Origin of the sequence: Aeromonas sp. DNRA1 (assembly GCF_963888745.1) — a bacterium.
Lineage (GTDB): Bacteria > Pseudomonadota > Gammaproteobacteria > Enterobacterales > Aeromonadaceae > Aeromonas > Aeromonas hydrophila.
On record NZ_CAWPKQ010000002.1, the window covers coordinates 724,686 to 749,774 of the forward strand.

Below are 25,089 nucleotides of genomic sequence, written 5' to 3' on the forward strand. Positions count from 1 at the left end.
AAAGGCATTCTAGCCGTCTAGATGTTTTGATGGCCTTTTTGGCTAAACACAATAAATACCCGTCACGACGGGGACACGCAGAGAGACAGAGATGGATACAAAGGATTTGTGGGTACTGGATGGTGGCATGGGACGCGAGCTGGCACGGCGGGGGGCGCCGTTTCGCCAGCCGGAGTGGTCGGCGCTGGCCCTGATGGAGGCCCCCGAGACGGTGCGCGAGGTGCATCAGGCCTATGTGGCGAGCGGGGCCCGGGTCATCACCACCAACAGCTATGCGCTGGTGCCGTTTCATATCGGTGACGCGCGCTTTGTGGCAGAGGGGGAGGGGCTGGCTGCGCTGGCCGGCCAGCTGGCCCGCGAGGTGGCCGATGAGCAGCCGGGCAGCGTGCAGGTGGCTGGCTCCTTGCCGCCGCTGTTTGGTTCCTACCGCGCCGACTTGTTCGACGCGGGCAGGGTGAGCGAGCTGGCGACCCCGCTTATTCGGGCGCTCTCCCCCCACGTGGATCTCTGGCTGGCCGAGACCATGAGCCTCATCGCCGAGCCCCTGGCCCTCAAGGCCCTGCTGCCCGAGGACGGCAAGCCGTTCTGGGTCTCCTTTACTCTGGAAGACGAGGTGCCGGGCAGCGAGCCCACCCTGCGCTCCGGCGAGCGGGTGGCGGATGCCGTGACCGCGTTGGCGTCGGCCGGGGTGGATGCCATCCTGTTCAACTGCTGCCAGCCAGAGGTGATTGAAGGGGCGCTCAAGGTGGCCGGTGCCGCATTGCAAGAGCAGGGTCGCAGCGACATTCGCCTCGGCGCCTATGCCAACGCCTTCCCGCCCCAGCCCAAGGAGGCGACCGCCAACGATGGGCTGGACGAGATCCGCACCGATCTGGGACCGCTGGATTACCTTGGCTGGGCCGAGCGCTGGCGCGCGGCCGGGGCAAACCTTATCGGCGGTTGCTGCGGCATTGGGCCGGAACACATTAAAGCCCTGGCCAGCCGGCTGCGCTAAGGAGAGCCCATGAAAGAGAGCAAGATCGGGCTTTGGTCCCTCACCGCGCTGGTGTTCAGCTCCATGGTGGGAGCGGGGATCTTCAGCCTGCCGCAGAACATGGCCGAGGTGGCTGGCGCCCGCGCCGTGCTGATCGGCTGGGGCATCACCGGGGTGGGTATCCTGGCGCTCGCCATGAGTTTTCTGTATCTGTCGCGATTAAGGCCGGAGCTCGATGGCGGCATCTACAGCTATGCCCGCGCCGGTTTCGGCGATCTGGTGGGCTTCTTCTCCGCCTGGGGATACTGGCTCTGTGCCACCATCGGCGTGGTGGGCTATCTGGTGATCGCCTTCGCGGCGTTGGGCAGCTTTGTCGACACCCCGGAACGGATCTGGTTTGGCGAGGGCAACACCCTGGCGGCTTTCATCGGCGAGTCCTGCATCCTCTGGGCGGTACACCTGCTGGTGGCCCGCGGCGTACAGCAGGCGGCCCTGTTCAACCTGGTGGCGACCCTGGCCAAGAGCCTGCCGCTGTTGCTGTTTATCCTGTTCGCTTGCTATTGGTTCGACCCGGTCACCTTCGCGGCGGATCGGCAGGGCAGCACCCTGGCGGTGCCGGTCTCCGAGCAGGTGCGCAACACCATGCTCATCACCCTCTGGGTCTTCACCGGCATCGAGGGGGCAGCGGTGCTGTCGGCCCGGGCGAGAAACAAGCGGGATGTGGGCACCGCCACCGTGCTCGGGGTAGTGCTGGCGCTGCTGCTCTATGTGCTTATCTCGGTGCTGGCGCTCGGAATATTGAGCCGCCCGGAGCTTGCGGCCCTGCCCAACCCCTCCATGGCGGGACTGATGGCCCAGATGACCGGCTCCTGGGGCAAGCTGCTCATCAGCGCCGGTCTCATCGTGTCGGTGCTGGCCTCCTATGTGAGCTGGACCCTGTTCTCGGCCGAGGTGCCGTTCAGCGCGGCGCGCCACGGCGCCTTCCCGGCCATTTTCCGGCGCCAGAACCGCAACGGCACCCCCATCGCATCGCTGTGGCTCACCAGCCTGACGGTGCAGGGCTGTCTGTTGCTGGTGTGGCTGCTCGGCAAGGGCTACACCAACTTGCTGCTCATCTCCACCTCGATGATCCTGGTGCCCTACCTGTTGATCGGTCTGTTCCTGCTCAAGCTCTCTTTGCGTGGCGAGGGCAATGGTCTGATGCGGGCGGTGGCGCTGGTATCGAGCGGTTACGGCCTCTGGCTGCTCTACGCCGCCGGGGTGGAATACCTGCTGCTCTCCTTGCTGCTCTACGGGCCGGGTCTGCTGCTGTTTCTCTACAGTCGCCGCCAGCTCGGTGCCGAGCTGCGGCTCAGCGGGCGCGAGCGGCTGCTGGCTGGGGTGACACTGCTGAGCCTGATCCCCGCCATTTGGTCTTTTGCCCACGTCTGATCGGGCTGTGTCCGACAATGAAAGAGAGCGCCCTTGGGCGCTCTCTTTTTGTCTGCGGGTTATCTGCAGTGAGTGCTCAGCGGCCGGCGGGACCCGCCGGTTTGCCAAACAGCACCGCGAGTTTTTGCCGCCAGGGCAGGCCGCGGGCCTCTTGCAGCATGTCGCGCCACTCATGGAAGGTGAGGGTGAGCGGGTTGAAGCTGTGGATCGGCTTGGTGATGCCGAAGCGGCACGGCTCGGCCGGGTCTTCTTCCACGAAGGTGCCAAACAGCCTGTCCCAGATAATGAGCACGCCAGCGAAGTTGCGATCTATGTATTTGGCGTTGCTGGCGTGGTGCACCCTGTGGTGGGAGGGGGTGTTGAAAACCCACTCCAGCCAGCCGAGCTTGCCCACCACCTGGGTGTGGACGAAAAACTGAAAACCCAGGCTGAGCAGCACGGTGGCCACCACCGCCTCGGGCGGGAAGCCGATGAGGATCATCGGGATCCAGAACAGCCACATGCCGGAGACCGGATACATCAGGCTCTGGCGAAAGGCGGTGGAGAGGTTGAGCCGCTCCGAGCTGTGGTGCACCACGTGGGAGGCCCACAACCAGCGCACGTGGTGGCTGGCGAAATGGAACAGCCAGTAGCAGAGATCCTGCAACAAAAAGAGCAGCAGCAGGCTCCAGAAGTTGAGATCGATATCCAGCAGCCGCCAGCCCCAGAGGGCGTCGTAGAGGTAGGCGATGGCGATGGCCGTCAATGCGTCGCCACCCTGATGCATCAGCGCCAGGGTGGCGTTGGCGAAGAGATCCTTCCACTGGTAGCCGGCGGTGGGATAGGCGGCGCCATGCTTGCGCAGGTAGAGCATCTCCCAGCCGATGAAGGCCAGAAAGAGGGGCGAGAGGTAGAGCAGGAGCAGTTGCACATCCATGTCGGGTATCCAGTCAGAGCAATTGCTCTCCAGCATAAAGGATGAATTTAATCTTTCATTAACAATTTTCACCCGATGGCCATCGCCATCTGACGCTGGCGGCGGGAGTCCGCAAACGCATTGCCATGAAAGGGTGTGATGGCCCTCTGAACCATGGCGCAGTGACTATGCTTGATGAGGTTTTCTACCTCTGGAGTGGCAGATGATGCGGCTGTGGTGTTGTTTGTTGATGGGAGTCTGCCTGCTGGCGCAGGCCAAGACCCGGGTCGAGATCCTGGCCGATGCCAACTATCCACCCTACTCCTGGCAGGAGGGGGAGGAGGTGAAGGGGATCTATGCCGACATAGTGCGCAGCGTGACGGCCTCCATGGATGAGTACGAGGTGGTGCTCAAGGCCATGCCCTGGCGACGGGGTCTCAGCATGGTGGAACAGGGCAGTGCCTTCGCCATCTTTCCGCCCTATTACCAGCCCGACAGCCGCCCTTGGATGTGGCCCTATTCCCAACCCCTGCTCGACGAGGAGCTGGTGGTGATGTGTGGCGCCGGGGTGGCGGTCAATACCCCGCAGGCGCAATTCCCGCTCGACTACTACGGGCTGCGCTTTGGCATGAATGCCGGTTTCACCATAGGTGGTGCCTCCTTCTGGCAGGCCGTCCAGCAGCAGAAGATCGGGTTGGAGGAGGTGAAGAGCAACCGGGAGAATCTGCTCAAGATTGTGCGCGGGCGGGTGGACTGTACCGTCAACGACCGCCTCTCCCTGCTCTATGAGCTGCTCAACATGATCAAGGGCAACCAGCTGGCGGTGGCCGACATGTCCCAGCTCAAGCAGGGGCCGGTGCTCAGCAAGGAGCAGGGGTTTCTCGGTTACAGCCGCAAGGGGGAGTTCGACTTCAAGGAGGACTTTGCCGAGCAGTTCGACAAGCGGCTCTACGAGCTCAAGAAGCGAGACGGGATCCGAACCATAGTGGAGCGTTATCTGGGAAAGTCCCCGCGCTGAACTGATAAGGGGGCCAGTCAGATTCAGCCGATAAACACAGGGTTTCGGCCAACAGCAGAGGGACTGAGAGTCCCTCTGCTGTTTTTGGTGGGTCACCGGTGACGGTGGCGGGAAAGGCAGCACCACAGGGAGTCGCCAAAACAGATCCGGATGGCAATCACAGACCTTGCACGCATCACCACCATCTGGCGACTGGTCTGTTTGATAAATCAATGTAACCTGTTGTTTTTATATGATTAGCGAGGTGGTTATGCAGGGGGTGAAAAGAGGGGTTGTCATCGCCCTGATGTGGAGTGGCAGTGTGTGGGCCGATCCTGCTCAGGAACTGGTCAACCTGCTCAACAGCGAGCAGCAGGCGGAGCAGCTGCAGGCCCAGATGCAGGCACAGATGATCCCGCTGATCATTCGTGGCGCCGGTGAACATGCTCAGGAGTTGGCCCAGCACCGCGATGTACTGGAGGCCTGGGTGAGCCGTTACCTCTCCTGGGGGGCAATGAGTAGCGAAGTGGCCGCTATCTACCGCAAGCATTTCACCGAGGCTGAGCTCAAGGCGCTGATCGCCTTTTATCAGAGTCCGGTCGGGAAGAAATCTCTGGATACCATGCCGGTCATCTTTCAGGAGAGCTCGCTGGTGGGCCAATCTCTGGCCGAGCGCAACATGCCGGCACTGCAAGCCATGCTGGATGAAGCGAAACGCAAAGCGACAAAATAGATATGGTCGGCAAGGTATAAGCAGCAGAGGGAGCCATGGGCTCCCTCTGCTGCTTTTTATCACCGGCGCTATTACAGCACCTGGCTCAGGAACTGGCGCAGGCGTGGGGAGGGGGGATTGTCGAAAAAGTCCGTCGGCTTCTCGTCTACCAGCAGCTCGCCGCTCTCCATAAAGAGCACCCGATCTGCCACCTCACGGGCAAAGCCCATCTCGTGGGTCACCACCACCATGGTCATCCCCTCGCGGGCCAGTCCCTTCATCACGTCCAGCACCTCGCCCACCATCTCGGGGTCGAGCGCGCTGGTGGGCTCGTCAAACAGCATGATGCGCGGCTGCATGGCGAGCGCCCGGGCGATGGCCACCCGTTGCTGCTGGCCACCGGAGAGCTGGGAGGGGTAACTCTCGGCCTTGGCCGACAGGCCGACTTTGAGCAGCAGGGCCTTGGCTCTGTCTTCGGCATCGCGACGCGACAGCCCGCGCACCTTCTGCGGGGCGAGGCAGATGTTGTCCAGCACGTTCAGATGGGGGAAGAGGTTGAAAGACTGGAACACCATGCCCACCTCCTCCCGCAATTTGTTGACGTCCCCCGGCTCGGTCAGGCTGATGCCATCCACCACGATATTGCCGTCGTTGATGGTCTCCAACTGGTTGAGGGTGCGCAGGAAGGTGGACTTGCCGGAGCCACTGGGGCCGACGATCACCACCACTTCCCCCTCGGCGACCTGGGTGCTGACGTTTTTGAGGGCGTGCACTTCGGTGCCGTAGAACTTCTCTACACCACTGGCTTTGATAATGGGATCAGTTGCTGCGCGCATATTTCACCTCCAGACGACGCACCAGGAAGGAGAGAGTGCCAGTCAGCACCAGATAGAGCAGGGCCACGGTGAACCACACCTCGAACGGGCTGAAGGTGGAGCTCACCACCTCGCGCCCCGCCTTGGTGAGATCGGTGATGGAGATGACAGAGACCAGCGAGGAGTCCTTGATAAGGTTGATGAACTGGCCCGCCAGCGGCGGCAGCACCCGCTTGAACGCCTGCGGCAGGATGACGTAGCGCATGGTCTGGGCCGAGGTCATGCCGAGGCTTCTGCCCGCTTCCATCTGCCCCTTGTGGATGGAGCTGATGCCGGCACGGACGATTTCCGCCACGTAGGCGCCGGTAAAGACCGCCAGTGCCGCCACCCCGGCGGTGAATCGGTCGAGGTTCAGCACGGTACCGATGAAGAAGTAGACGATGAAGATCTGCACCAGCAGCGGGGTGCCGCGGATGAGCTCCACGTAGGTGACTGCCAGGTTGCGCAGGGCGGGGTTGGGGGAGAGTCGGGCCAGCCCGGCCAGGGTGCCGAGCAGGATGGCAAAGATGCCCGCCACCAGCGAGAGTTTGACCGTGACCCAGACGCCCCAGGCAATCGGGCCGGCAGTCCAGCTCAGCTGGGTGTCGAGGGTGTCGCCACGAAAGATGGTGTCCCCTTCCGCTACCTGGCCGCCGCTGATGGCGATGGCTTGGCGCTGGTTGGGATCGAGGTCGTTTTGCAAAAACAGCTTGCCCTTGTCGGCTTCTGTGGTGCCGGCGACCACGGTACCGTCAAATTCGGCGTAGTTTTTCTGTTCCGCCTGATAGGCGATGTACTGGGGGATCCGCTCCCAGCGCCAGGTGTAATCCACCGATTGCACGGCCTTGTAGATGCCAAAGATGGCGGCCAGCACGATCAGCAGGAAGATCCCGTGCCAGAGCAGTTGATTGGGTTGTTTTTCCATCTGTCTTGTTGGGTTGTGCACTGTCGCAACCTCGTTGTAGTTATTGTGTGGGGATCTGCGTGAAGGGGCGGCGGGCCGCCCCTTGCGAGGTTACTTGAGCTGGTTCAGCCAGGCGGTGGACTCGAACCACTTCTGGTAGAGGCGGTCGTAGCTGCCGTCGCCCTTGATTTGGCGCAGGTAGTTGTTGAACCAGTTGAGGGTGTCTTGGTCGCCCTTGCGGATGGCCCAGGCCAGCGGTTCGAAGGTGAACGGCTTGTCGAGGTGCACCACGGCCCCCTTGTTCTGGGTGGCGAAGATGGCGTTGTAGGGCAGGTCGTAGACGAAGGCGTCGACCTTGCCGTTGAGCACTTCCAGCTTGGCGTCATCCTGGGTTTCAAACTGCAGCAGGGTGGCTTTCGGGATCAGACGCTTGACTGCCTGCTCGCCGGTGGTGCCGAGCTTGACCGCGATCTTGTACTTGGGATCGTTGAGGTCGGTGAAGGATTTGATCTCGCCGGCCTTGTCCTTGCGCAGGACGATGGTCTGCCCGACCACGATGTAGGGGTCGGCAAAGTTGACGCGCAGGTTGCGCTGGGGAGTGACGGTCATGCCGCCCATGATGACGTCGAACTTGTCGGTCAAGAGGGCCGGAATGATGCCATCCCAGGCGGTGTTGACGAACTCGACCTTCACGCCCATCTCCTTGGCGACCATCTTGGCCAGATCCACGTCAAAGCCGATGTACTGGCCCTGCTTGTTGGTCATTTCGAAGGGTTGATAGCCGGCGTCGAAACCGACCCGCAGCACGCCGCGCTCCAGCACGGCATCCAGGGTGGAAGTGGGCGCGGCGTTGGCCAGCCCGCACAGCAGCAGGGTAGAAAGAATGAGTTTTTTGATCATAAGTGACGTCTCTGTCAAAAGTGTGTTCGGCCTTGAACCTGATCCCGTGCGACTCCGTGGCACAAGAGACTGCTGCATCCGGCAACAGGGCAAGACAGGATTATTGTCTTGATTGAGGCAAAAGCCCCATATGAGATTCTATTTGCTGCCGACTGAGTGAAAAATGTACCAAATTCCGATTGTGCCAGATGACTCAATAGGTTAGTGGCGCTTTTTCCCCGTGGCGACACTCATAAAATCACACGAAAACAACATATCTATCTAATGAGGCGGGTTCAAGCCAAAAATGTATTCAGCACATTTTGTTACAAGCCAGCCCGCCATCAGTAGTGTCAATTGTTGCTCACCTGGCCGCCAAGCGCCAAAAAACAGATTCGAATGAATTTAGTGTGTACGATTGCCGCCCACTAAATGGTTTTTAATTGAGGATTTAGTCAGACACCGCTGGGTCTTGTTTTGCGCTTCAAATATACTCAGTTACCTTCGTTTAGTGGCACTGGTATGGACGCCTCAATACTGCTCAAGCTGGATGTATTCACTTTGATGATCATGGCGCTGGGTGGCTACAGCCTCGGTTTCATCACTCTCTCCATCATCTGGTCGACCCACAGGGAGATCCCCGGACTCGGATACTGGTGGTGGTCCAGTCTGTTCGCACTGGCGGCCCAGAGCCTCTTTACCCTGCAGGCCTTCATGCCGAGTCTGGCGGGGATCTGGCTGGCCAATCTGCTGATCACCGTCTGCATCGCCCTGATGCCGCTGGCGCTGCAGCGTTTCTTCGGCCAGCCCCTCAGCTGGTCTGCCAGCGGCTGGTTCATGCTGATCTATGTGCTGATCCTGAGCTGGAGCATTGCCTTCAACGATCAGATGGCCCCCCGGGTGCTGCTGGCCTGCCTGAGCTACATGGTGCTGGGGGCGGTGATCGTCTTTCTCATCTGGCGGCACGGCTATCCCGCTTACCTGCCCGCCGTACTGGTGTTCACCGTGGTCAACATCCTGCTCTACGGCTTCAACCTGCTGCGCATGGCATTTCTGCTGCAGGGGGACGCCAGAGTCTTGATGGATCAGAGCGGTGTCAACGTGCTGCCCTTCCTCTCCATGCTGATGGGCAGCTACCTCTCCACCTTCGGGGTGCTGCTGCTCTGCACCCAGTACCGGGCACTGGCCCTGCGCCAGCAGGCGAGCCACGATTCGCTTACCGGCCTGCTCAACCGACGCGGCTTCATGGAGCTGATGGCCCGGCGCCGAATGACCGAGTTTGGCGCCCTGGCGGTGCTGGATCTCGATGACTTCAAGCAGATCAACGATCGCCATGGTCATGAGATGGGGGACAAGGTGCTGGCCGCGGTGGGGGCCTATCTCGGCGCTCAGCATGAGCTGGTGGCCAGTCGCTTTGGCGGCGAGGAGTTCGTGTTGCTGCTGCCGCAGGAGGATGAAACGGCGCAGCAGCAGCGCTGCGAGCAGATCATCCGCTCTCTGGCGGCGCAGGACATGCACGGGATCGGCATCACCGTCAGCATGGGGCTGGTGCGCTGCCAGCACAGCTGGCACTTCGACCCCCTGTTCAGCCAGGCGGATCGCGCCCTCTATCAGGCCAAGCGGGAGGGCAAGAATCGGGTCTGCCGGCTGGCGCAAGCCTAGCCGGTCAATCGGCGTCGCGGGGACGCGGCGCCTGCGCCTTGAGGAAGGGGAGCAGCAGCAGGGCGGAGACGCCGGCGGCCACCGAGATCACCACGAAGAAGCCCTGCCAGTGCCAGATCTCCAGCACCCTGGCGAGCGGATAGCCAGAGAGCGCCGCTCCCATGTAGGCAAACAGGCCGACGAAGCCGGTGGCGGCCCCCGCCGAATTCTTGTGGGAGCACTCGGCCGCCGCCATGCCGATCAGCATCTGGGGGCCGAACACGAAGAAGCCGATGGTGAAGAAACAGGCCGCCTGCATCACATAGCTGAAGAAGGGCATCAGCCAGAGCGATCCCACCGCCAGCAATATGCCCACCGCGAAGATGAGATTCATGGGCCCGCGGTTGCCGTTGAACAGCTTGTCCGATCCCCAGCCCGCCACCAGGGCACCGATAAAACCGCCCACTTCGAACATGGAGATGGCCGAGTTGGCGCTCATCAGATTGAAGCCGCGCTGCTCGGTCATGTAGAGATTGCCCCAGTCGTTGATGGCGGTGCGCACCACGTAGACCAGCACGTAGCAGCAGGCCAGCAGCCAGATATAGGGGTTGCCGAGCACGTATTTGCGCAGGATCTGGCGATGGGAGAGGCCGGCATCCTGGGTCTGCTGGGCCAGCTCCATGGCATCGTTTCGCCACTCGCCCACCGTGGGCAGTCCCATGGCGGCCGGGGTATCGCGCAGCCGCCAGCAGAGGAACAACCCCGCCAAGATGGCGATCAGGCCGGGCACTATCATGCCGTAGCGCCAGCCGTGCTGCAGGGCCAGGGTGCTGACGATGAGGGGAATGAGCGCGCCGCCCACGTTGTGGGCCGTGTTCCAGGCTGACCACCAGAAGCCGCGCTCGCTGCGCGAGTACCAGCTGGTGAGCAGCTTGGAGCAGGGGGGCCAGCCCCAGCCCTGGAAGAAGGCGTTGGCCACCCAGAGGGCGGCGAACAGCCACAGCGACGACGAGAGCCCGAACAGTATGTTGATGACCCCGGTCGCCATCAGCCCGAGGCCCATGAAGTAGCGCGGGTTGGCGCGGTCGCTGATGATGCCGGAGAAGAACTTGGAGCAGCCGTAGGTGATGTAGAACAGGGTCCACAGCATGCCGATGTCGGCCTTGTTCAGCATGCCGCTGGCCAACATGTCCGGCATGGCGAAGTTGAAGCTCTTGCGGGTGAAGTAGAACACCGCGTAGCCCAGATACATGGTCAGCAGGATGTGCAGCCGCCAGTGGCGATAACAGGCGTCGATCTCGGCCTGATCGCGGATGAGGGGTTGAGGCGGTGCGCTTCTCATGAAGCTGAGCATTAGACGCTCCTCCCTTGCAGCAGGGTGTCAGTCATGACTCTCCTCCCGTTTGCGGCCGGGCAGGGTCACGGTCAGCTGGGTGCCGTGCACGCAGGAGAGCTGCAATGTGCCTCCCAGCGCCTGCACCCGCTCGCGGATGCCGAGCAGGCCGTAGCCCTGGGGCGTGCGGTGTTCGGGCAGGCCGCAGCCATCGTCTTCCAGCAGCAGAGTCAGTCGCTCGCCCTGGCGGTGGGCCCGGATGGTGACCGAGCTGGCATTGGCGTGTTTCACCACGTTGTTGAGCCCCTCCTGACAGACCCGAAACAGGGTGACTCGCTGGGCATCGGAGAGGCCGGCGTCCGCCAGCTGCCACTCGAGCCGGGTGACGATGCCGCGGCGCTCCAGCTCCAGCTCCCGCAGCAGGCCGCGTACCGCCTGCTCCAGGCTCATGTCGTCGAGCTGGCGGGGGCGCAGCCGGCCGAGCAGGCCGCGCACCGCGTCGTAGATGCCCAGCGACAGCGTCTCGATGAGGGCGCTGCTCTGGCCGACCCCGGCATTGTCGGGGGCGAGGCGGCGCACTATGCCGGCCTGGGTGCGGATGGCGGTGATGGTCTGGCCGATGTCGTCGTGCAGCTCGCGCGCCACCTCCTTGCGGATGCTCTCTTCGGTCTCCAGCAGCCGTTCGGTGAGCTGGCGATTGTGGGCAAGCTGGCGGGTCAGCGCCTGGTTGAGCTCGCGCTGGCGCTGGATGCCGGCGCCGAGCAGCAGGCCGGTGAGGCTCTGGGCCAGCAGGGAGAGCAGCAGATCGAGCGGATGATCATGCCAGGCCTGGCCGGCCATCAGCGCCACCGTGTTCATCAGAGTGGCGAGCAGGGCCCCCTGCCAGCCGTAGCGCCAGGCCATGGCCATGATGGGAATGGCCAGACAAAACGGGGTGAAGCGCACCAGCGAGTCCGGCAGACCGAGCTGCAGCCAGAGGCTCAGCACGAACAACAGCAGATACCAGACCAGATGGCGAAAACGCCAGTCCACCGGTTGATCCACCAGGGTTGGCCCGAGCGGTACCCAGGTGGCGCGGGTGAGGTAGTGCCAGATCAGCATGCAGGTGGAGGTCAGCGTCAGCCCGCCGGTGAGGGTGAGCAGCAGCGCGGTGAGGCCATCCTCGCCAGCCAGATGCCAGAGCAGGGATTGCAGCCCCGCCGCCACCGTGACGCTGGCCAGCAGCACCAGCAGCTGCTGCCAGTCGTTGCGCACTGGCTGGCGGCGGGCGATGAGCAGCGGCAGCAGGGTGAGCAGGCTGCCCGCCTGAATGAGCGGCCACAGCGGCAGCCCCACCTCCTGATTGAGCCAGTAGAGCAGCAGGGATTCGCACAGCAGCAGCGGCGGCCAGTAGGCGATCGGGCTTTGCAGCAGCAGCCCCAGACGCAGGCCGAAGGGGAACAGCAGGGCCGCCAGCATGGGCGATCCCGCCAGGTGCAGGCCGATGCTCCACAGGCAGAACCAGCCGGCAGCAAAGATGAAACAGGCCGCCAGCGAGATGGCGACATAGCTGGCAAGACGGGGGATCACCAGCTGTCCAGCATGCGGTGGGCCAGCTCCACGTTGTTGCTGACCTTGAGTTTGTCCATCAGGTTGGCGCGGTGCACGTGCACCGTCTTGGGGGAAAGACCAAGCTGCTCGGCGATGGCCTTCACCTCCAGTCCCCGCGCCAGCAGCTGGGCCACTTCCCGTTCCCGGTTGGTAAGCGGATCCTGGCTGTTGCAGGCCAGCTTGTGGGCAATGTCCGGGGTGAGGTAGCAACCGCCGTGGGCGGCGGTGCGCACTGCGGCGATCAGTTCGTCCGGGCTGCAGCGCTTGGAGAGGAACCCCTTGGCGCCAGCTTGCAATGCCTGCTCGATCAACGCCGGGCTGTCGTGCACCGACAGCATCACTACGGCGAGGCCGGAAGGGAGGCGCTTGAGCAGATCCAGCCCGGACTGGTCCGGCATGGAGATGTCGCACACGCACAGCTGCACGCCGCTGCCGGGCAGTCCCGCCAGCGCCTCGGCGGCGGAGCCAAATTCGGCCACCACCCGCAGGTCGGGTTCGAGATTGAGCAGTTGAGCAAAGCCGGAGCGGACGATCTGGTGATCGTCGATGAGGGCAATCTTTATCATGATGTCAGCCTGAAATCTGCGGCCAGGGTGCTGGCGCGGCCAACAAGATACCTGCCGCCTCGCCCGGGCTCAAGAGAAAGCAGGGCATGTGAGCGGGATTGGCGGCGCTTCTGTGGCAAAGCTTGATCGGGATCAGGGGCGGGCACGTGCGCAGGCCTGCGCCAGCGGCTTGGCACGTACCCGGGAGGATTAGCGGTGCAGCTCGCCGGCCCGCTCCGGCTGATAGACCACTTCCAGGATCTCCACCTCGATGGTGCGACCGGCCGGGCCGGGCCAGGCGATGCTGTCGCCTACCTTCAGGCCGAGCAGGGCGCTGCCGACCGGGGCCAGCACGGAGATCTTCGACTCGTCACCCTGCACGTCCTTGGGGTAGACCAGGGTCAGGCAGAACTCGTTGCCGCTGCTCGGCATCTTGAAGCGCACCGTGCTGTTCATGGTGACCACGTCCGGGGGCATGTCGGCCGGCTCGCGCATCTCGGCGCGATCCAGCTCCTCCTGCAGGGCCAGGTGCTGGGGATGGTTGCCGAGCAGTTGCTCGATGCGGTCGAGATCCAGGCTGGAGATCACGAGATGAGGTTGTTTCATAAGATATTCCTTATCAATGGGTTAAATGACCAGGATGACGGGCAAGCTGGTCGAAAAAGATTGTGCGATACGAAAAAACAGATCGGGAATGCGACGCCCCCGAACGACTCGCTGTCGGAGGCGAGGGCGGGGGCTCAACGGGGTGTGAGCTGGCTTGATAAAATAATGAGCGCTTTCATGGGGATACCATAACCATTCTGGACTGCTTTGGCAATTATCCTGACAAGCTTGTCAGGGGGCCTGGTAATCGTACTGCTTGATGATGCGCGCCAGGCTGCCATCGTCGTGCATGGTGGCGATGATCTTGCGCCAGCGGGTTGCCTCGGCGGGCGGGAAACGGGGGCTGGCGGCCAAGTAAAGCGAGGCCCGCTGCAGGGTGTCGCCGCGCACCAGATCCGTCAGTGGCAGACCGGCCTGCTGCTGGTTGTAGCGGGCGCTGTTCCAGGCCACCGCCCAGCCCTGGATACGGCCCAGCGCCAGCTTGTCGGCGTTGTGGATCTCTTCGGCAACCAGCGCCTGCTTCACTTGCGGGTAGGGCTGCAGCAGGCTCTGGCCATAGGAGCCGCGCATCACCCCGATGGTGAGGCCGGGCAGCGTGTTGGTGGTGAGAGGCGTCGGGTGGTGCTGGCGATGGCTGACCAGCACGAAGGCTTCGTCCAGCAGCGGTGCGATCCACAGGAACTGCGGCTCGCGCTGGGGGCTGCGCACCGGCGGCACCAGCAGTACGTCCTGGCGGTGGCGAGTCTGGCTGAGGGCGCGGGCCAGCGGCATCAGCTCGATGGTCAGCGGCTCCTTGAGGCGGCGGGCCGCCTCCTCCAGCACTTCGATGGCCATGCCGCTCGGGGCGCCCTGATAGGAGCGGATGACGTAGGGGGGGATCTCGGCGGCGATGACCACCACGGCCTTAGCCTGGGCGGCGGGGAAGAGCAGGGTGCAAAGCAGCAAGAGAAGGGAAGTTCGCATGGCTGGCCGGATTTGGGATGAGTACACAGAGTGTAACATCCCGTCAGCACAAATCAGCTCACCCCATTCGGGGCGTCCCGTCAGTCGAAGAAATCCCGCAGATCAAGGGTCTGGTAGCCGTCCAGCTGCTGCCAGGGCTGGCTCTTTGGCAGGGGCTTGAGGGTCACCTCCATCCGGTAGCTGCGATAACCGTCGAGGCTCGCCGACTCCACCACCAGCGGCAGCTGCCAGCGGCTCGACCAGAGGATGCGGGTGCGCTGGTTGCCCTCGCGTTTTTCATACCAGCGCGCCTGTTCGGGGGCTGCCTCGTCGAGGGGCGTCATTTCCTGCAACAGGGCCGGGTTGATGAGATGGCGGATCCGCGGCCAGTCGGGCTTGAAGGCCACTTGACCGTACTCCTCTTCAGGCACCTCCACCAGCTGGTTGTGCCAGCTGTCGGCGTAGCGCAGTTGCAGCATCCCCTGCTGGTCGCGGGTCACCCAGCGCGCCGCCATCTGGTGGGTAAAGTGCTTGTGGCCCGGGGTGGCATCGTGGGTGGCGTGATAGGCGCGGGCAAGGGGCAGCGGGATGAGCCGCTGGCTCCACACCTGATCGCCAACCCGCAGCCACTTCTCCTGCCACTGGCTCTCCTTGCTGATGCCATCGCTGCTGGTCACCCTGTCCTGATAGCGGATGCGGGCGGCCAGATCGGGGATTTCATCGGCAAGGAGGGGAAAAGAGAGGCTGCTGGCGAACAGCCATAGCGGAAGTAAATATCGCATCATGGGGGATCGCTCGAACGAGCAGGGCCCGGCACCCTGCCGGGCCCTGCCGTTTACAGGCCGAGCGCCTCCTTGAGCTTGCCGAACACCTTTGTGTTATCCAGCGTGCCTTTGAAGCGGCTGCTGCCGGCACCGTCGGCGAACAGCATGACATCGCCGCCACCGTGGGTCTCGGAGCCGAGCTTGACCCCGGTCTCCTGCAGGTAGTCGTCCGCCATCACCTGATCGCTGGTGAGGGTGGGGCGCACATCGGGACGGTTGGGGCCGTTGCCGAACACCAGGGTGGTGAACGGCTTGCCATCCACGTCGTTCTGGGTCGAGCCATCGCCATTTTTCACCAGATCCAGCACCTTGTTGCCCTTGGCGGAGTAGCCGTTGATGGTCATGGTGTGGTCATGGTCGGCGGTGACCACGATCAGGGTATCTTTCAAATCCACCTTGCCGAGCGCCGTCTTGACCGCCTCGTCCAGTGCTACCGCATCGGTGAGCGAACGCTTGGCATTGGTGCCGTGCAGGGCGTGGTCAATGCGGCCCCCTTCCACCATCAGGAAATAACCCTGGCTGTTCTGGCTGAGCAGATCGATCGCCTTGGCGGTCATCTCGGAGAGCGACGGCTGGGTATTGGCCGCCCCCTTGGCGACGCGGTCCAGCTCGTAGTCGAGGTGGGATTTGGCGCTGAACAGCCCAAGCACCTTGCCCGAGTTGACGCCAGCCAGATCATCTTTGGTGGTGACGTAGCGATAGCCCTGAGCGGTCAGCTCGGCGGTGAGATCCCGTCCGTCGGCGCGGCCCCCCTTGTTGCTGGTGCTGTTGTAAGGCGTCCAGTGGTTGGCGCCGCCCCCCATCAGCACGTCGACCCCGTCCCCCAGCGCCTGGTTGAAGCCGGCACCGCCCGGTACCGCCTGCGCGGCGATGGCGTAGGCAGCATCCCGGTGGCAGATGTGGGAATAGGTGGCGGCCGGGGTGGCATGGGTCAGCTCGGTGGTGGTGACGGCCCCGACCGATTTGCCTGCCGCCTTGGCCAGCTCCAGGATGGTGGGCACCGGCTTGCCGTTGTCGCTGGCGCAGTTGTTGACGCCCTTGTTGCCGTTGGCGTCCTTGCCGGGCGCGATGGCTTTGGTGTCGCTGCTCATGGCGATCACCTCGTTGTTCATCTTGACCCCGGTGGTGTAGGCCGCCATGGAGGGGGCCGAGTCGGTGGTCTGGGCATCGTTGGAGAAGGTCTTGATGCGGGCGCTGCGAGCCAGCTTCATCATCTCCAGATTGCCCTCCTCCCCCACCTTGTAGAGGCGGGTGGCGGTGAGCACTGTGGGGCCCATGCCGTCGCCGATAAACAGGATGACGTTCTTGGCGTCGCTGGCCTGTGCCTGGGCCGCGCCGCCGAGGGCGGCCAGCAGGGCCGTGCTGACCAGGGTTTTATGCAGGTTCTGTTTCATGGATTGGTTGATGGCTCTTTTCATGGGAATGCTCCTTACAGCCCGGCCGCAGCCTTGACCTTGCCGAACACGGCGGTGTTGTCGAGTGAGCCGTGGAAGCTGTCCGCTCCCTGGCCGATGGCGCCTAGGAAGACGTCGGTGCCGCCGTGGGTCTCGTTGCCGATTTCGCCCACCTTGACCACTACCTCCTGGTGATAGTCGTTGGCGGAGACGGTGGCGTCATCCAGCGGTGCCACGCTGCTGCGCGGCCCGTCCACCCGGTTGTAGCCGTTGCCAAAGCCGATGATGGTGTAGGGCATGCCATCGGCATCCTTGCTCGGTTCGCCGGTTTCGTAGTTCTTCACCAGCCCGAGCACGCCGGGGTTGTCGGCGGTGGTCTTGCCGGTGCGCTTGGCATAACCATTCAGGACTAGCGTGTGGTCATGGTCGGCGGTGACCACGATCAGGGTGTTTTTCAGCTCGGGATCGGTTTTCTTCACCTCGTCGAGGGTCGCCTTGATGGCGTTGTCGAAGGCGAGGGTGTCCTGCAGGGCTCGCTTGGCGTTGGTGTCGTGCAGGGCGTGGTCGATGCGGCCCCCTTCCACCATCAGGAAGTAGCCCTGTTTCTGGTCTTTGAGCTGCTTGATGGCGGCCAGGGTCATCTGGGCCAGGGAAGGCTCGCTGGCGGGTCGGTCCAGGTCATATTTCATGTGGCTTGAGCCAAACAGCCCCAGCAGCGGCTTGCCCGCCTCGGCCTTGTTCAGCTCGTCCAGATTGCCGGCAAACTGGTAGCCCTTGGCCTTCATCTCATCGATGAGGTTGCGGCCATCCTCGCGCTTGCCCTTGTCGGTCTTGGGCAAAAAGAAGCTGCTGCCGCCACCGAGCACCACGTCCACCCCCTCTTTGAGGGCGCTGTTGTAACCGGCACCGCCGGGCACCAGCTGGGCGGCGATGTCGGCTTCCAGATCCCGGTTGCAGAGGTGGGCATAGGTGGCGGCCGGGGTGGCGTGAGTCACCCGGGTGGTGGTAACCACCCCAGTGCCGCGGCCGGCGGCCTTGGCCAGCTCCAGCAAGGTGGTGACCGGCTTGCCGCCGCTCTTGCTGCAGTTGCTCTCCTGGGTGGCGTCGCTGTCCATGCTGATGACGCCGTTGTTGCTCTTGACCCCGGTCATGTAGGCGGACATGGAGGGGGCCGAGTCGGTCACCTGGGCGTCGTGGGAGAAGGTCTTGATGAAGGCCGTCTCCGGCAGGGTATCGATGGTGAGACTGCCCTCTTCACCGACGCCGTAGATACGGGCGGCGGTCAGGGTATTGAGACCCATGCCGTCGCCGAGGAAGAAGATCACGTTCTTGGCGCCGGGGGCGGGCGCACTGCTGTCGTTGTTGGAGTTGCAGCCGGCAGCCAGGGCGGCGCCGATCATCAATGCAAGTCCTGCCATCTTTCTCATTGGGGTTCGCTCCTTGTAAAACCTGAGCGCAGCCTAGAGGTCGCAGATGACACTTTTAGTGAAACGGGATGACAATCCGATGAAGGTGTTGCGTGAATGTTATGTTGTATCAATAGCTTATATTAATGCAGCCGGAGCATGGGATGCCGGTGGGCGAGGGGGCCGGGTGGGGGAGAATCTGGCCGGATTGCGGGCCGGCGGCTAGAATGGCCTGTCAAATCAGGGCGTGTGCAGGTAAAATGCGCCCCCTTGCGACGCCCTGCGTCCGCCACCGCTCGCCGCTCGCGCCACCGCAAGCCAGCGCCCGCAGTCCCTAGATGAGAGTAACGGATATGTCCATCAACTGGTTCCCCGGCCATATGCACAAGGCCCGCAAAGAGATTGCCGAGGTCATGCCCCAGGTCGATGTCATCATCGAGATGCTCGACGCCCGCATCCCCTTCTCCAGCGAAAACCCGCTGGTGCCCGAGCTGCGCGGCGATACTCCGGTGATCAAGGTGCTCAACAAGGCGGATCTCGCCGACCCCGAGATCACCGAGCTGTGGGTGGCCCACATGGAGCAGGAGAAGGGGATCAAGGCGTTGCCCCTGACCCAGCAGGAGCCGGAGAAGATCAAGCAGCTGCTGACCCTCTGCCACGAGATGCTACCGGAGCGCAATCTGGAGCTGCGCGGCGTGCGTGCCATGATCATGGGCATTCCCAACGTGGGCAAATCCACCCTGATCAACACCCTGGCCGGGCGCATCATCGCCCGTACTGGCAACGAGGCGGGGGTGACCAAGTCCCAGCAGCGGATCAAGCTCGACAACAACGTCATCCTGACCGATACCCCGGGTTTCTTGTGGCCCAAGCTCAACCCGCCCTCCTGCGGCTACCGCTTGGCGATCACGGCCGCCATCAAGGACACGGTATTTGACTACGCCGACATCGCCATGTTTGCCGCCGATTACTTCATCAAGGCCTACCCGGAGCGGATCCAGGCGCGCTACCAGCTGAGCGAGCTGCCGGAGACCGAGATCGAGCTGCTGGAGCTCATCGCCCGCCAGCGCGGCTTCATGCGCAAGGGCGGCCTGGCCGATCTGCACAAGGCGTCCGAGATCCTGGTCAATGAGTTCCGCTCAGGTCTGTTGGGCCGCATCTCGCTGGAGACCCCGGCGATGGTGAGCGTCGAGATTGTGGAAGCCGAGGCCGAGGCCGAACAGAAGGCCAAGGAGAAGGCGGAGCGGGAAGAGGAGCGTCAGGCACGGGCACGTCGCAAGTACGCCAAGAAGCGTCAGCGTTAACCGGTGTTGTGCTAAGTACTCACGAAGAGGCGACCCAGGGGTCGCCTCTTCGTTTTTGGGCAGATTGGGCATCAGTGACGAAGCTGCTTGGCCACTGTGGGCGCGTACTTTTGTGTGCCGCTGCCCGCTATCATGTTCATGGCGCCGCGCAAGGTTGATGAGGATGAACGACCGGTCATGCCCCAGCAAGACCGCCAAACTACTCGTTAATCAAGGGGATGAACCGGGCTGCCGAGCAAGCGCTGAGCGGTGCCAAATGAGGTTTTATTGCCTGCGCGAAAAAAACATCCCCTGCGCCAATTAACGCCGATTGACAATGGCATTGGCGGTGGCATGATGCGCTCGCATTTTGACTCTCCGCACGGTATTACCCATGACGACCTACACCCGGCCAGTGCTGTTGCTGCTCTGCGGCCTGCTGCTGCTGACATTGGCCATCGCGGTGTTGAACACCCTGGTGCCGCTCTGGCTGGCCCATGACAATCTGCCGACCTGGCAGGTGGGCATGGTCAGTTCCTCCTATTTCAGCGGCAACCTGCTGGGCACCCTGCTGGCGGGGGCGCTGATCAAACGCTACGGGTTCAACCGCAGCTACTACCTGGCCTCCGCCCTCTTTGCCGCTGGCTGTGTCGGGCTCGGTATCACCCTTGGTTTCTGGAGCTGGCTCGGCTGGCGATTCCTCGCCGGCATCGGCTGCGCCATGATCTGGGTGGTGGTGGAGAGCGCGCTGATGTGCAGTGGCAACGCGCGCAATCGAGGGCGGCTGCTGGCTGCCTACATGATGGTCTATTACCTGGGGACCGTGCTCGGGCAACTGCTGGTCAGCAAGCTGCCGACCGGCCTGATGGAGGTACTGCCCTGGGCGACCGGGCTGGTATTGGCGGCTATCCTGCCGCTGTTGTTCACCCGCATCGTCAGTGAACGCAATGAGCAACAAGGGCGCTCCCGGGTCTGGCCGATGCTGCGACTGCGGCAGGCGCGGCTCGGGGTCGATGGCTGCATCATCTCCGGCATGGTATTGGGGTCGCTGTACGGCCTGATGCCGCTTTATCTGAATCACCGCGGGGTGAGTGATGCCGGTATTGGCTACTGGATGGCGGTGATGGTGAGCGCGGGCATCCTGGGGCAGTGGCCGGTGGGTCGTTTGGCGGATCGGTTCGGGCGCCTACCGGTGCTGCGGGTACAGGTGCTGGTGGTGATCCTGGGGTGTTGCGCCATGCTTGGCGGTGTGGCGATGGGGCCGGCGCTATTTGTGCTGGGCACCGCCGGTTTCACTCTCTACCCGGTGGCTATGGCGTGGGCCTGTGAGAAGGTCGAGCACCATCAGCTGGTGGCGATGAATCAGGCGCTGCTGCTGAGCTACACCATCGGCAGCCTGCTGGGGCCGGCCTGTACCGCGCTGTTGATGCAGCACCTTTCGGACAATCAGCTGTTCATCGTGATTGCCGGCGTGTCGTGCGTTTATCTGCTGATGTTGCTGCGCAAGCTGGGTGAACACCCAACGCCGGTGGCACACGCCTGAACGGGCAGCAGGACGCCAGTTTCGCTTCCCGACATGGGGGCAAGATGGTGCCAGGGTGCTGGGTACCCGGTATAAAGAAGAGGCGGCCCCAGGGCCGCCTCGTTGTTTGCAACGGTTGCCAGTTAGAGCTTCATGGAGAGGAGAGATTGACGAAGAGATAAACGGCTAGCCGTAGTGCTTTTTCGCCTCTTCAAACAAGGACATATGTAGCGGGATCAACTGCTGCCAGTCACGCCGGTAGCCGCCGCCCGGCACGGCGGCGATGGGCAGCCCGTGCCGCTGCGCGCAGTCAAATACCATGGCATCGCGCTGGCGGACCCCTTCATCGCTCAAGGCGAGATAGCCAAGCTCGTCGTCCTTATGCACATCGACCCCGGCCTGATAGAGGATGAGGTCGGGGGCATAGAGCCGCAGCGCCAGGTTGAGCGCCTCTGCCAGCGTGGTGAGATAGGCATCGTCCGCCATGCCGCTTGGCAGGGGAAAATCCATGTGGGAGGCGGGCTTGTGGCGGGGGAAGTTGTGCTCCCCGTGCAGGGAGAGGGTGATGATGTCGCGCCGCCCCTGGCACAGTGCTGCGCTGCCATCCCCTTGATGGACATCGAGATCGACGATCAGTACCTGCTCGCAGCGCCCTTCGTCCAGGCACATCTGGGCGGCGATCACCAGATCGTTGAAGAGGCAAAAGCCGCTGCCAACGTTTCGATGGGCGTGGTGATAGCCGCCGGAGATCTGCAAGCCACAACCCTGCTCCAAGGCGTGGCGGCTGGCGGCCAGGGTGGCCCCCACCGAGCGCAGAGTGCGCTCAATCAACAGGGGCGACCAGGGGAAACCGAGTTGGCGAATGGCGCCTGCATCAAGGGTGCCGGTGAGGGCGGCCTCCACATAGGCGGCATCGTGCACCCGTTTGATCTGCTCAGGGGTGGCAGGGGCGGCCTCTGCCAGCGGATAGCCGAGGTGGCCGAGCCGCTCGAACAGCGCCTGGTACTTGGCCAGCGGGAAGCGATGACGCGCTGGCAGGGTCAGGGCGGAGTAGAGGGGGTGATAGAAGATGCGCAGTGACATGACGGCAGGGCCTTGCTGGAGAGGCAGATATGAAAAAGGGGAGCCAGGCTCCCCTTGTCACACGAAACGAGTGCTCGCGCGCCATTACTGCTGCTGGATCACCCAGATCTGGAAGGCTTTGCGAGTTTCCGCATCGGCCTTGTTGTACCAGTTTTGCAGCTGCGTCAGGGCTTCCGGGTTGCTCTGAGCCTTGCTGGGGGCCACTTGCACCGGGGCGCTGTTGGCGGCCATGACGGCGGCGGTGGAGACGGCAACAGTGGCCGGCTGGTTGAAGGCCTTGCCCATGTTCAGCAGCTCTTGCTGATAGTCACGGGTCAGCTGGAAGCCTTCGACTTTCGGCAGCACGAACTGCTCGCTGGCGACGACCTGATTGCTGCTCTTGTCTTTCAGTGCGACCTTCTGCTCTTTGACAAACTGCTTGGCTTCAGCTTCGTTGCGCGGCTTCTTGTAGTCCAGCACCAGCTTCTGGTTGTCGGCGGCGGTGAAGTTGATCACCAGCGGCTCGGCGGTGACCAGCTTGATATCGCTGCGGCTGGAGAAGTTGCCTTCGAAGGCGACGACCAGCTGGTGCTTGCCGGCCTTGAGGGGAAAGGTGTTGGTCTTGTCGAGCAGCTTGGGATTGATGGATTGGCCATCGATCAGCTGTACGACGTAGGGGTTGGTCACTTCCAATTGGGCATCGGCCAGGGCACTACCTGCCCACAACAGACCAGCCAGGGCCGGCACCAGAACAGTCAGTTTCATTTCATCTCCTTGAACAGTCGGCGAGTGCCCACTGAAAAACAGGGGCTCATTTTTACAGGTTTGCCCAAGGGCAGCAATAGGCGTTTATGGCGCCTGGGCTGCCTCTCGGCCCCGATGTTTAAAGCAAACGCGAGCCACGGCACGGGTTCTGACCGAGCCAATCGCCCCTTGTCTTACTCAATCCGACGGCTGAAGGGGGGCAGCGCGTCGAGCAGCCCCTTGCCATAACGCTTGGTCAATAGACGTCGGTCGAGGATGGTGACCCGGCCCCTGTCCGCCTCCTTGCGGATGAGACGACCGCAGGCCTGAATGAGCTTGCGGGAGGCCTCCGGTACCGTCAGCTGCAGGAAGGGGTTGCCGCCCCGCTTCTCGACCCACTCGGCGGTGGCCTCTTCCACCGGCGAGTTGGGCACCGCAAATGGCAGCTTGGTGATCACCAGGTTGGTGAGGTAGTGGCCGGGCAGATCCAGCCCTTCCGAGAAGCTACCGGTACCGAACAGGATGCTGGCCTGGCCGCCATCGCACTTTTGCTTGTGCAGGGTGAGCAGGGCATTGCGGGAGGCTTCGCCCTGCACCAGCAGGGAGAGCCCCTTGGCCCGCAGCCCCACCGCCACCTCGTTCATCTGCCGGTAGGAGGAGAACAGCACCAGGCTCGCCTCCTTGCCGGCCAGCAGACGGGGCAGGGTGCTGATGAGTTCCTGGGTGAAGGCGGGGGCGCTGGGCTCGTGTTCCATTTTGGGCAAATAGAGCTCGGCCTTCTGGTAATCGAAGGGGGAGCGCAGCCGCAGATAGCGGGTACCGTCGTGCTCTTTGAGCCCCACCTGGTGGCGGAAATAGCTGAAGGAGGAGAGGGCGGTCAGGGTCGCCGACACCAGCACGGCGCCAAGACACCTGGACCAGAGCCACTCTTCCAGCAGATAGCCGACTTCGATGGGGGAGGCATGCAGCCAGATGTCGCCGTCATCGCTCTTGACCATCCAGCGGGCCAATGGCGTCTTGCCCTCGGGCACATGGCGCCCCAACATCTCCCACAGGGCACAGAAACCCTCCAGCCGCTGCAGATAGAAGCCGCTCTCCGCCAGCAGAGGTTCTGCCTCCTTGCGGCGGATCTCGCCATCCTTCAACGCCTCGCCAATGGCGCCCTGCATTCTGTCCAGCGCCCGCAGCGCCTTCTTGCTCGCCTCCTTGAGGTTCTCCGCCAGCATCGGCAGAGGGTCGGGCAAGACGCCATCGGCGAAGCGATAGTGTTTTTCCTCATTGAACAGCCGGTCGTTGGCGGCGAGCCACTGCTCCAGCGCCTTCAGATCCGGCTGCAGGGAAGCCAGCGCATCCTGCAGCTTGAGCTGGGGATCGAGCAGGCTCTCCTTGTTGAGGGTTCTGGCCAGCTTGCCGGCACCCTGCGCCAGCTTCTCCAGCCAGCGGCGCGAACCCTTGACGCTGGCCGAGGCGGCGCCGTGATCGCGGGCGATGGTGGGCAAGTGATGGGCTTCGTCCAGCACATAGATACACTCGTCCGGCGGCGGCAGTATGATGCCGCCCCCCATGGTGAGGTCGGAGAGCAGCAGGGCGTGGTTGACCACCAGCACATCGGTCGCATCCATGTCGTTGCGGGCACGGTGGAAGGGGCAGTGCTGATGATGGCTCAGCGCCTTGTTGCAGGTGTGGCGGTCGGCGGCGATGCGATCCCAGCAGAGATCGGTGATGGGTTTGGGCCAGTTGTCCCGATCGCCATCCCATTTGCCGTCGGTGTAGGCCTGCCACAGCGCCTGATAGCAACTCTTGTCGGATTCTGACGGCTTGTGCTTGCTAAGGCTGCCGAAGTCGAGTTCGAAGTTGGCCATCTCGCTGCCGCTTGCGGCCTGTTCCAGCAGGTGCTCGCAGCAGTAACGCTGGCGCCCCTTGACCAGCATAAAGCGAAACGGCAGCTCGCTGTGGCGGTGGTAAAAGGGGAGGTCCTTGTGGATCAGCTGCTCCTGCAGCGCCACGGTGGCGGTGGAGATCACCAGCTTCTTCTGGGTGAGCCGTGCCACCGGGATGGCCCCCTGGGCATAGGAGAGGGACTTGCCGATGCCGGTGCCGGCTTCGGCCACCAGGATGCGACGCTGTTTGTCATACTCCCCGGTCAGTGTCTTGGCTATCTCGGCCACCAGAAAATTCTGCTCCTTGCGCGGCACAAAACCGGGTAAGCCATCGGCAATTTGTCGATAGGTATTGCGAATGGTGGTTTTGAGACGGGTAGACAGCATGAAAAAAATGACCGTTGCACAGGGTGAAGGGGAACAGGATACCTGCAACTGGCAACCCGGGTCGAGGCATGTGGCAACGCACAGATCCGACCTCCTCTTCTTTATATAGGGCGCGGCACCGCTATTGTGTGATAAATCACCAACCTGACCGAATAATACCAGCGGTTATCACTGTAAACGTTTTCCCATGGCGTGCAAACAATGTGGGATTCAGGTCACAATTTTTCCGCTATGACTATGCTTTTCGTAAAAAGTTCCAAGTTTTTTCATTGCGGATTGGAAAAC

22 protein-coding genes are annotated in these 25,089 nt (G+C 62.8%); 7 read left to right on the top strand and 15 right to left on the bottom strand.

The annotated features are described in order from the left end of the window. Positions 1-91 precede the first annotated feature (91 nt). Together AACQ43_RS09310 and AACQ43_RS09315 are read left to right on the top strand one after the other, a co-directional pair. Positions 92-994, top strand: a complete 903-nt coding sequence (locus AACQ43_RS09310) for a homocysteine S-methyltransferase family protein (RefSeq protein ID WP_168967055.1) — start codon at positions 92-94, stop codon at positions 992-994. A gap of 9 nt (positions 995-1,003) precedes the next feature. Next, a complete protein-coding gene (locus AACQ43_RS09315; RefSeq protein WP_168967056.1) occupies positions 1,004-2,404 on the top strand; it encodes a basic amino acid/polyamine antiporter in 1,401 nt (466 codons plus the stop codon). A 76-nt stretch (positions 2,405-2,480) separates the two neighbouring features. Here AACQ43_RS09315 and AACQ43_RS09320 read toward each other — a convergent pair whose 3' ends face one another. Further along, entirely contained in the window at positions 2,481-3,320 is an 840-nt protein-coding gene (locus AACQ43_RS09320) for a sterol desaturase family protein (protein ID WP_168967057.1), read from the bottom strand. A 229-nt stretch (positions 3,321-3,549) separates the two neighbouring features. Here AACQ43_RS09320 and AACQ43_RS09325 point away from each other — a divergent pair, with 229 nt between their 5' ends. Together AACQ43_RS09325 and AACQ43_RS09330 are read left to right on the top strand one after the other, a co-directional pair. Then, complete coding sequence (locus tag AACQ43_RS09325) at positions 3,550-4,317, top strand: substrate-binding periplasmic protein (protein WP_168967166.1); 768 nt, start codon at positions 3,550-3,552, stop codon at positions 4,315-4,317. Positions 4,318-4,567: 250 nt separating this feature from the next. Next, positions 4,568-5,029: a DUF2059 domain-containing protein gene (locus AACQ43_RS09330; RefSeq protein WP_168967058.1), complete on the top strand. Its 462-nt coding sequence runs from the start codon at positions 4,568-4,570 to the stop codon at positions 5,027-5,029. Between the two features lie 71 nt (positions 5,030-5,100). On the opposite strand, the gene AACQ43_RS09335 is transcribed toward AACQ43_RS09330, so the two are convergent. The 3 genes from AACQ43_RS09335 to AACQ43_RS09345 form a co-directional block, all read right to left on the bottom strand. Beyond that, positions 5,101-5,844: an amino acid ABC transporter ATP-binding protein gene (locus AACQ43_RS09335; protein ID WP_011706607.1), complete on the bottom strand. Its 744-nt coding sequence runs from the start codon at positions 5,842-5,844 to the stop codon at positions 5,101-5,103. Next, positions 5,828-6,787, bottom strand: coding sequence for an amino acid ABC transporter permease (locus AACQ43_RS09340; protein WP_168967059.1), 960 nt, complete (start codon positions 6,785-6,787; stop codon positions 5,828-5,830). The genes AACQ43_RS09335 and AACQ43_RS09340 overlap by 17 nt, the downstream gene beginning before the upstream one ends. 90 nt (positions 6,788-6,877) lie before the next feature. Then, a complete protein-coding gene (locus AACQ43_RS09345) occupies positions 6,878-7,666 on the bottom strand; it encodes a transporter substrate-binding domain-containing protein (protein WP_168967060.1) in 789 nt (262 codons plus the stop codon). A gap of 501 nt (positions 7,667-8,167) precedes the next feature. Between AACQ43_RS09345 and AACQ43_RS09350 the strand changes: the two genes are divergently transcribed. Beyond that, entirely contained in the window at positions 8,168-9,307 is a 1,140-nt protein-coding gene (locus tag AACQ43_RS09350) for a GGDEF domain-containing protein (protein WP_168967061.1), read from the top strand. 4 nt (positions 9,308-9,311) lie between these two features. Here AACQ43_RS09350 and AACQ43_RS09355 read toward each other — a convergent pair whose 3' ends face one another. The 8 genes from AACQ43_RS09355 to AACQ43_RS09390 all read right to left on the bottom strand — a co-directional run bounded on the left by AACQ43_RS09355 (position 9,312) and on the right by AACQ43_RS09390 (position 17,947). Continuing rightward, positions 9,312-10,640, bottom strand: a complete 1,329-nt coding sequence (locus AACQ43_RS09355; protein ID WP_045527424.1) for an MFS transporter — start codon at positions 10,638-10,640, stop codon at positions 9,312-9,314. A gap of 27 nt (positions 10,641-10,667) precedes the next feature. After that, positions 10,668-12,188, bottom strand: a complete 1,521-nt coding sequence (gene uhpB / locus AACQ43_RS09360; RefSeq protein WP_168967062.1) for a signal transduction histidine-protein kinase/phosphatase UhpB — start codon at positions 12,186-12,188, stop codon at positions 10,668-10,670. Continuing rightward, positions 12,185-12,775: a transcriptional regulator UhpA gene (gene uhpA / locus AACQ43_RS09365; protein WP_011706601.1), complete on the bottom strand. Its 591-nt coding sequence runs from the start codon at positions 12,773-12,775 to the stop codon at positions 12,185-12,187. Before uhpA ends, uhpB begins: the two co-directional genes overlap by 4 nt. A gap of 189 nt (positions 12,776-12,964) precedes the next feature. Beyond that, a complete protein-coding gene (gene rnk, locus AACQ43_RS09370; protein ID WP_011706600.1) occupies positions 12,965-13,360 on the bottom strand; it encodes a nucleoside diphosphate kinase regulator in 396 nt (131 codons plus the stop codon). Positions 13,361-13,591: 231 nt separating this feature from the next. Then, entirely contained in the window at positions 13,592-14,362 is a 771-nt protein-coding gene (locus AACQ43_RS09375) for a transporter substrate-binding domain-containing protein (protein ID WP_168967063.1), read from the bottom strand. 41 nt (positions 14,363-14,403) lie between these two features. After that, positions 14,404-15,087, bottom strand: coding sequence for a hypothetical protein (locus AACQ43_RS09380; protein ID WP_168967064.1), 684 nt, complete (start codon positions 15,085-15,087; stop codon positions 14,404-14,406). Between the two features lie 50 nt (positions 15,088-15,137). Next, positions 15,138-16,544, bottom strand: coding sequence for an alkaline phosphatase (locus tag AACQ43_RS09385; protein ID WP_211162504.1), 1,407 nt, complete (start codon positions 16,542-16,544; stop codon positions 15,138-15,140). Positions 16,545-16,555: 11 nt separating this feature from the next. Continuing rightward, complete coding sequence (locus tag AACQ43_RS09390) at positions 16,556-17,947, bottom strand: alkaline phosphatase (protein ID WP_043119163.1); 1,392 nt, start codon at positions 17,945-17,947, stop codon at positions 16,556-16,558. 332 nt (positions 17,948-18,279) lie between these two features. Between AACQ43_RS09390 and ylqF the strand changes: the two genes are divergently transcribed. After that, complete coding sequence (gene ylqF / locus AACQ43_RS09395; protein WP_016351290.1) at positions 18,280-19,230, top strand: ribosome biogenesis GTPase YlqF; 951 nt, start codon at positions 18,280-18,282, stop codon at positions 19,228-19,230. A 373-nt stretch (positions 19,231-19,603) separates the two neighbouring features. After that, on the top strand, positions 19,604-20,752 hold the full coding sequence (locus AACQ43_RS09400) for an MFS transporter (RefSeq protein WP_168967065.1): 1,149 nt from the start codon (positions 19,604-19,606) through the stop codon (positions 20,750-20,752). 165 nt (positions 20,753-20,917) lie between these two features. Here the strand turns inward: AACQ43_RS09400 and AACQ43_RS09405 are convergent, their stop codons facing one another. From AACQ43_RS09405 to dinG, 3 genes are all read right to left on the bottom strand, one after another. Next, positions 20,918-21,814, bottom strand: coding sequence for a histone deacetylase family protein (locus tag AACQ43_RS09405; protein WP_168967066.1), 897 nt, complete (start codon positions 21,812-21,814; stop codon positions 20,918-20,920). A gap of 84 nt (positions 21,815-21,898) precedes the next feature. Beyond that, the gene (locus AACQ43_RS09410) at positions 21,899-22,558 is read right to left on the bottom strand and encodes a YccT family protein (RefSeq protein ID WP_039215929.1); all 660 of its coding nucleotides are present in this window, start codon (positions 22,556-22,558) and stop codon (positions 21,899-21,901) included. Between the two features lie 173 nt (positions 22,559-22,731). Further along, entirely contained in the window at positions 22,732-24,804 is a 2,073-nt protein-coding gene (dinG, locus tag AACQ43_RS09415; protein ID WP_168967067.1) for an ATP-dependent DNA helicase DinG, read from the bottom strand. Between the last annotated feature and the right edge of the window lie 285 nt (positions 24,805-25,089).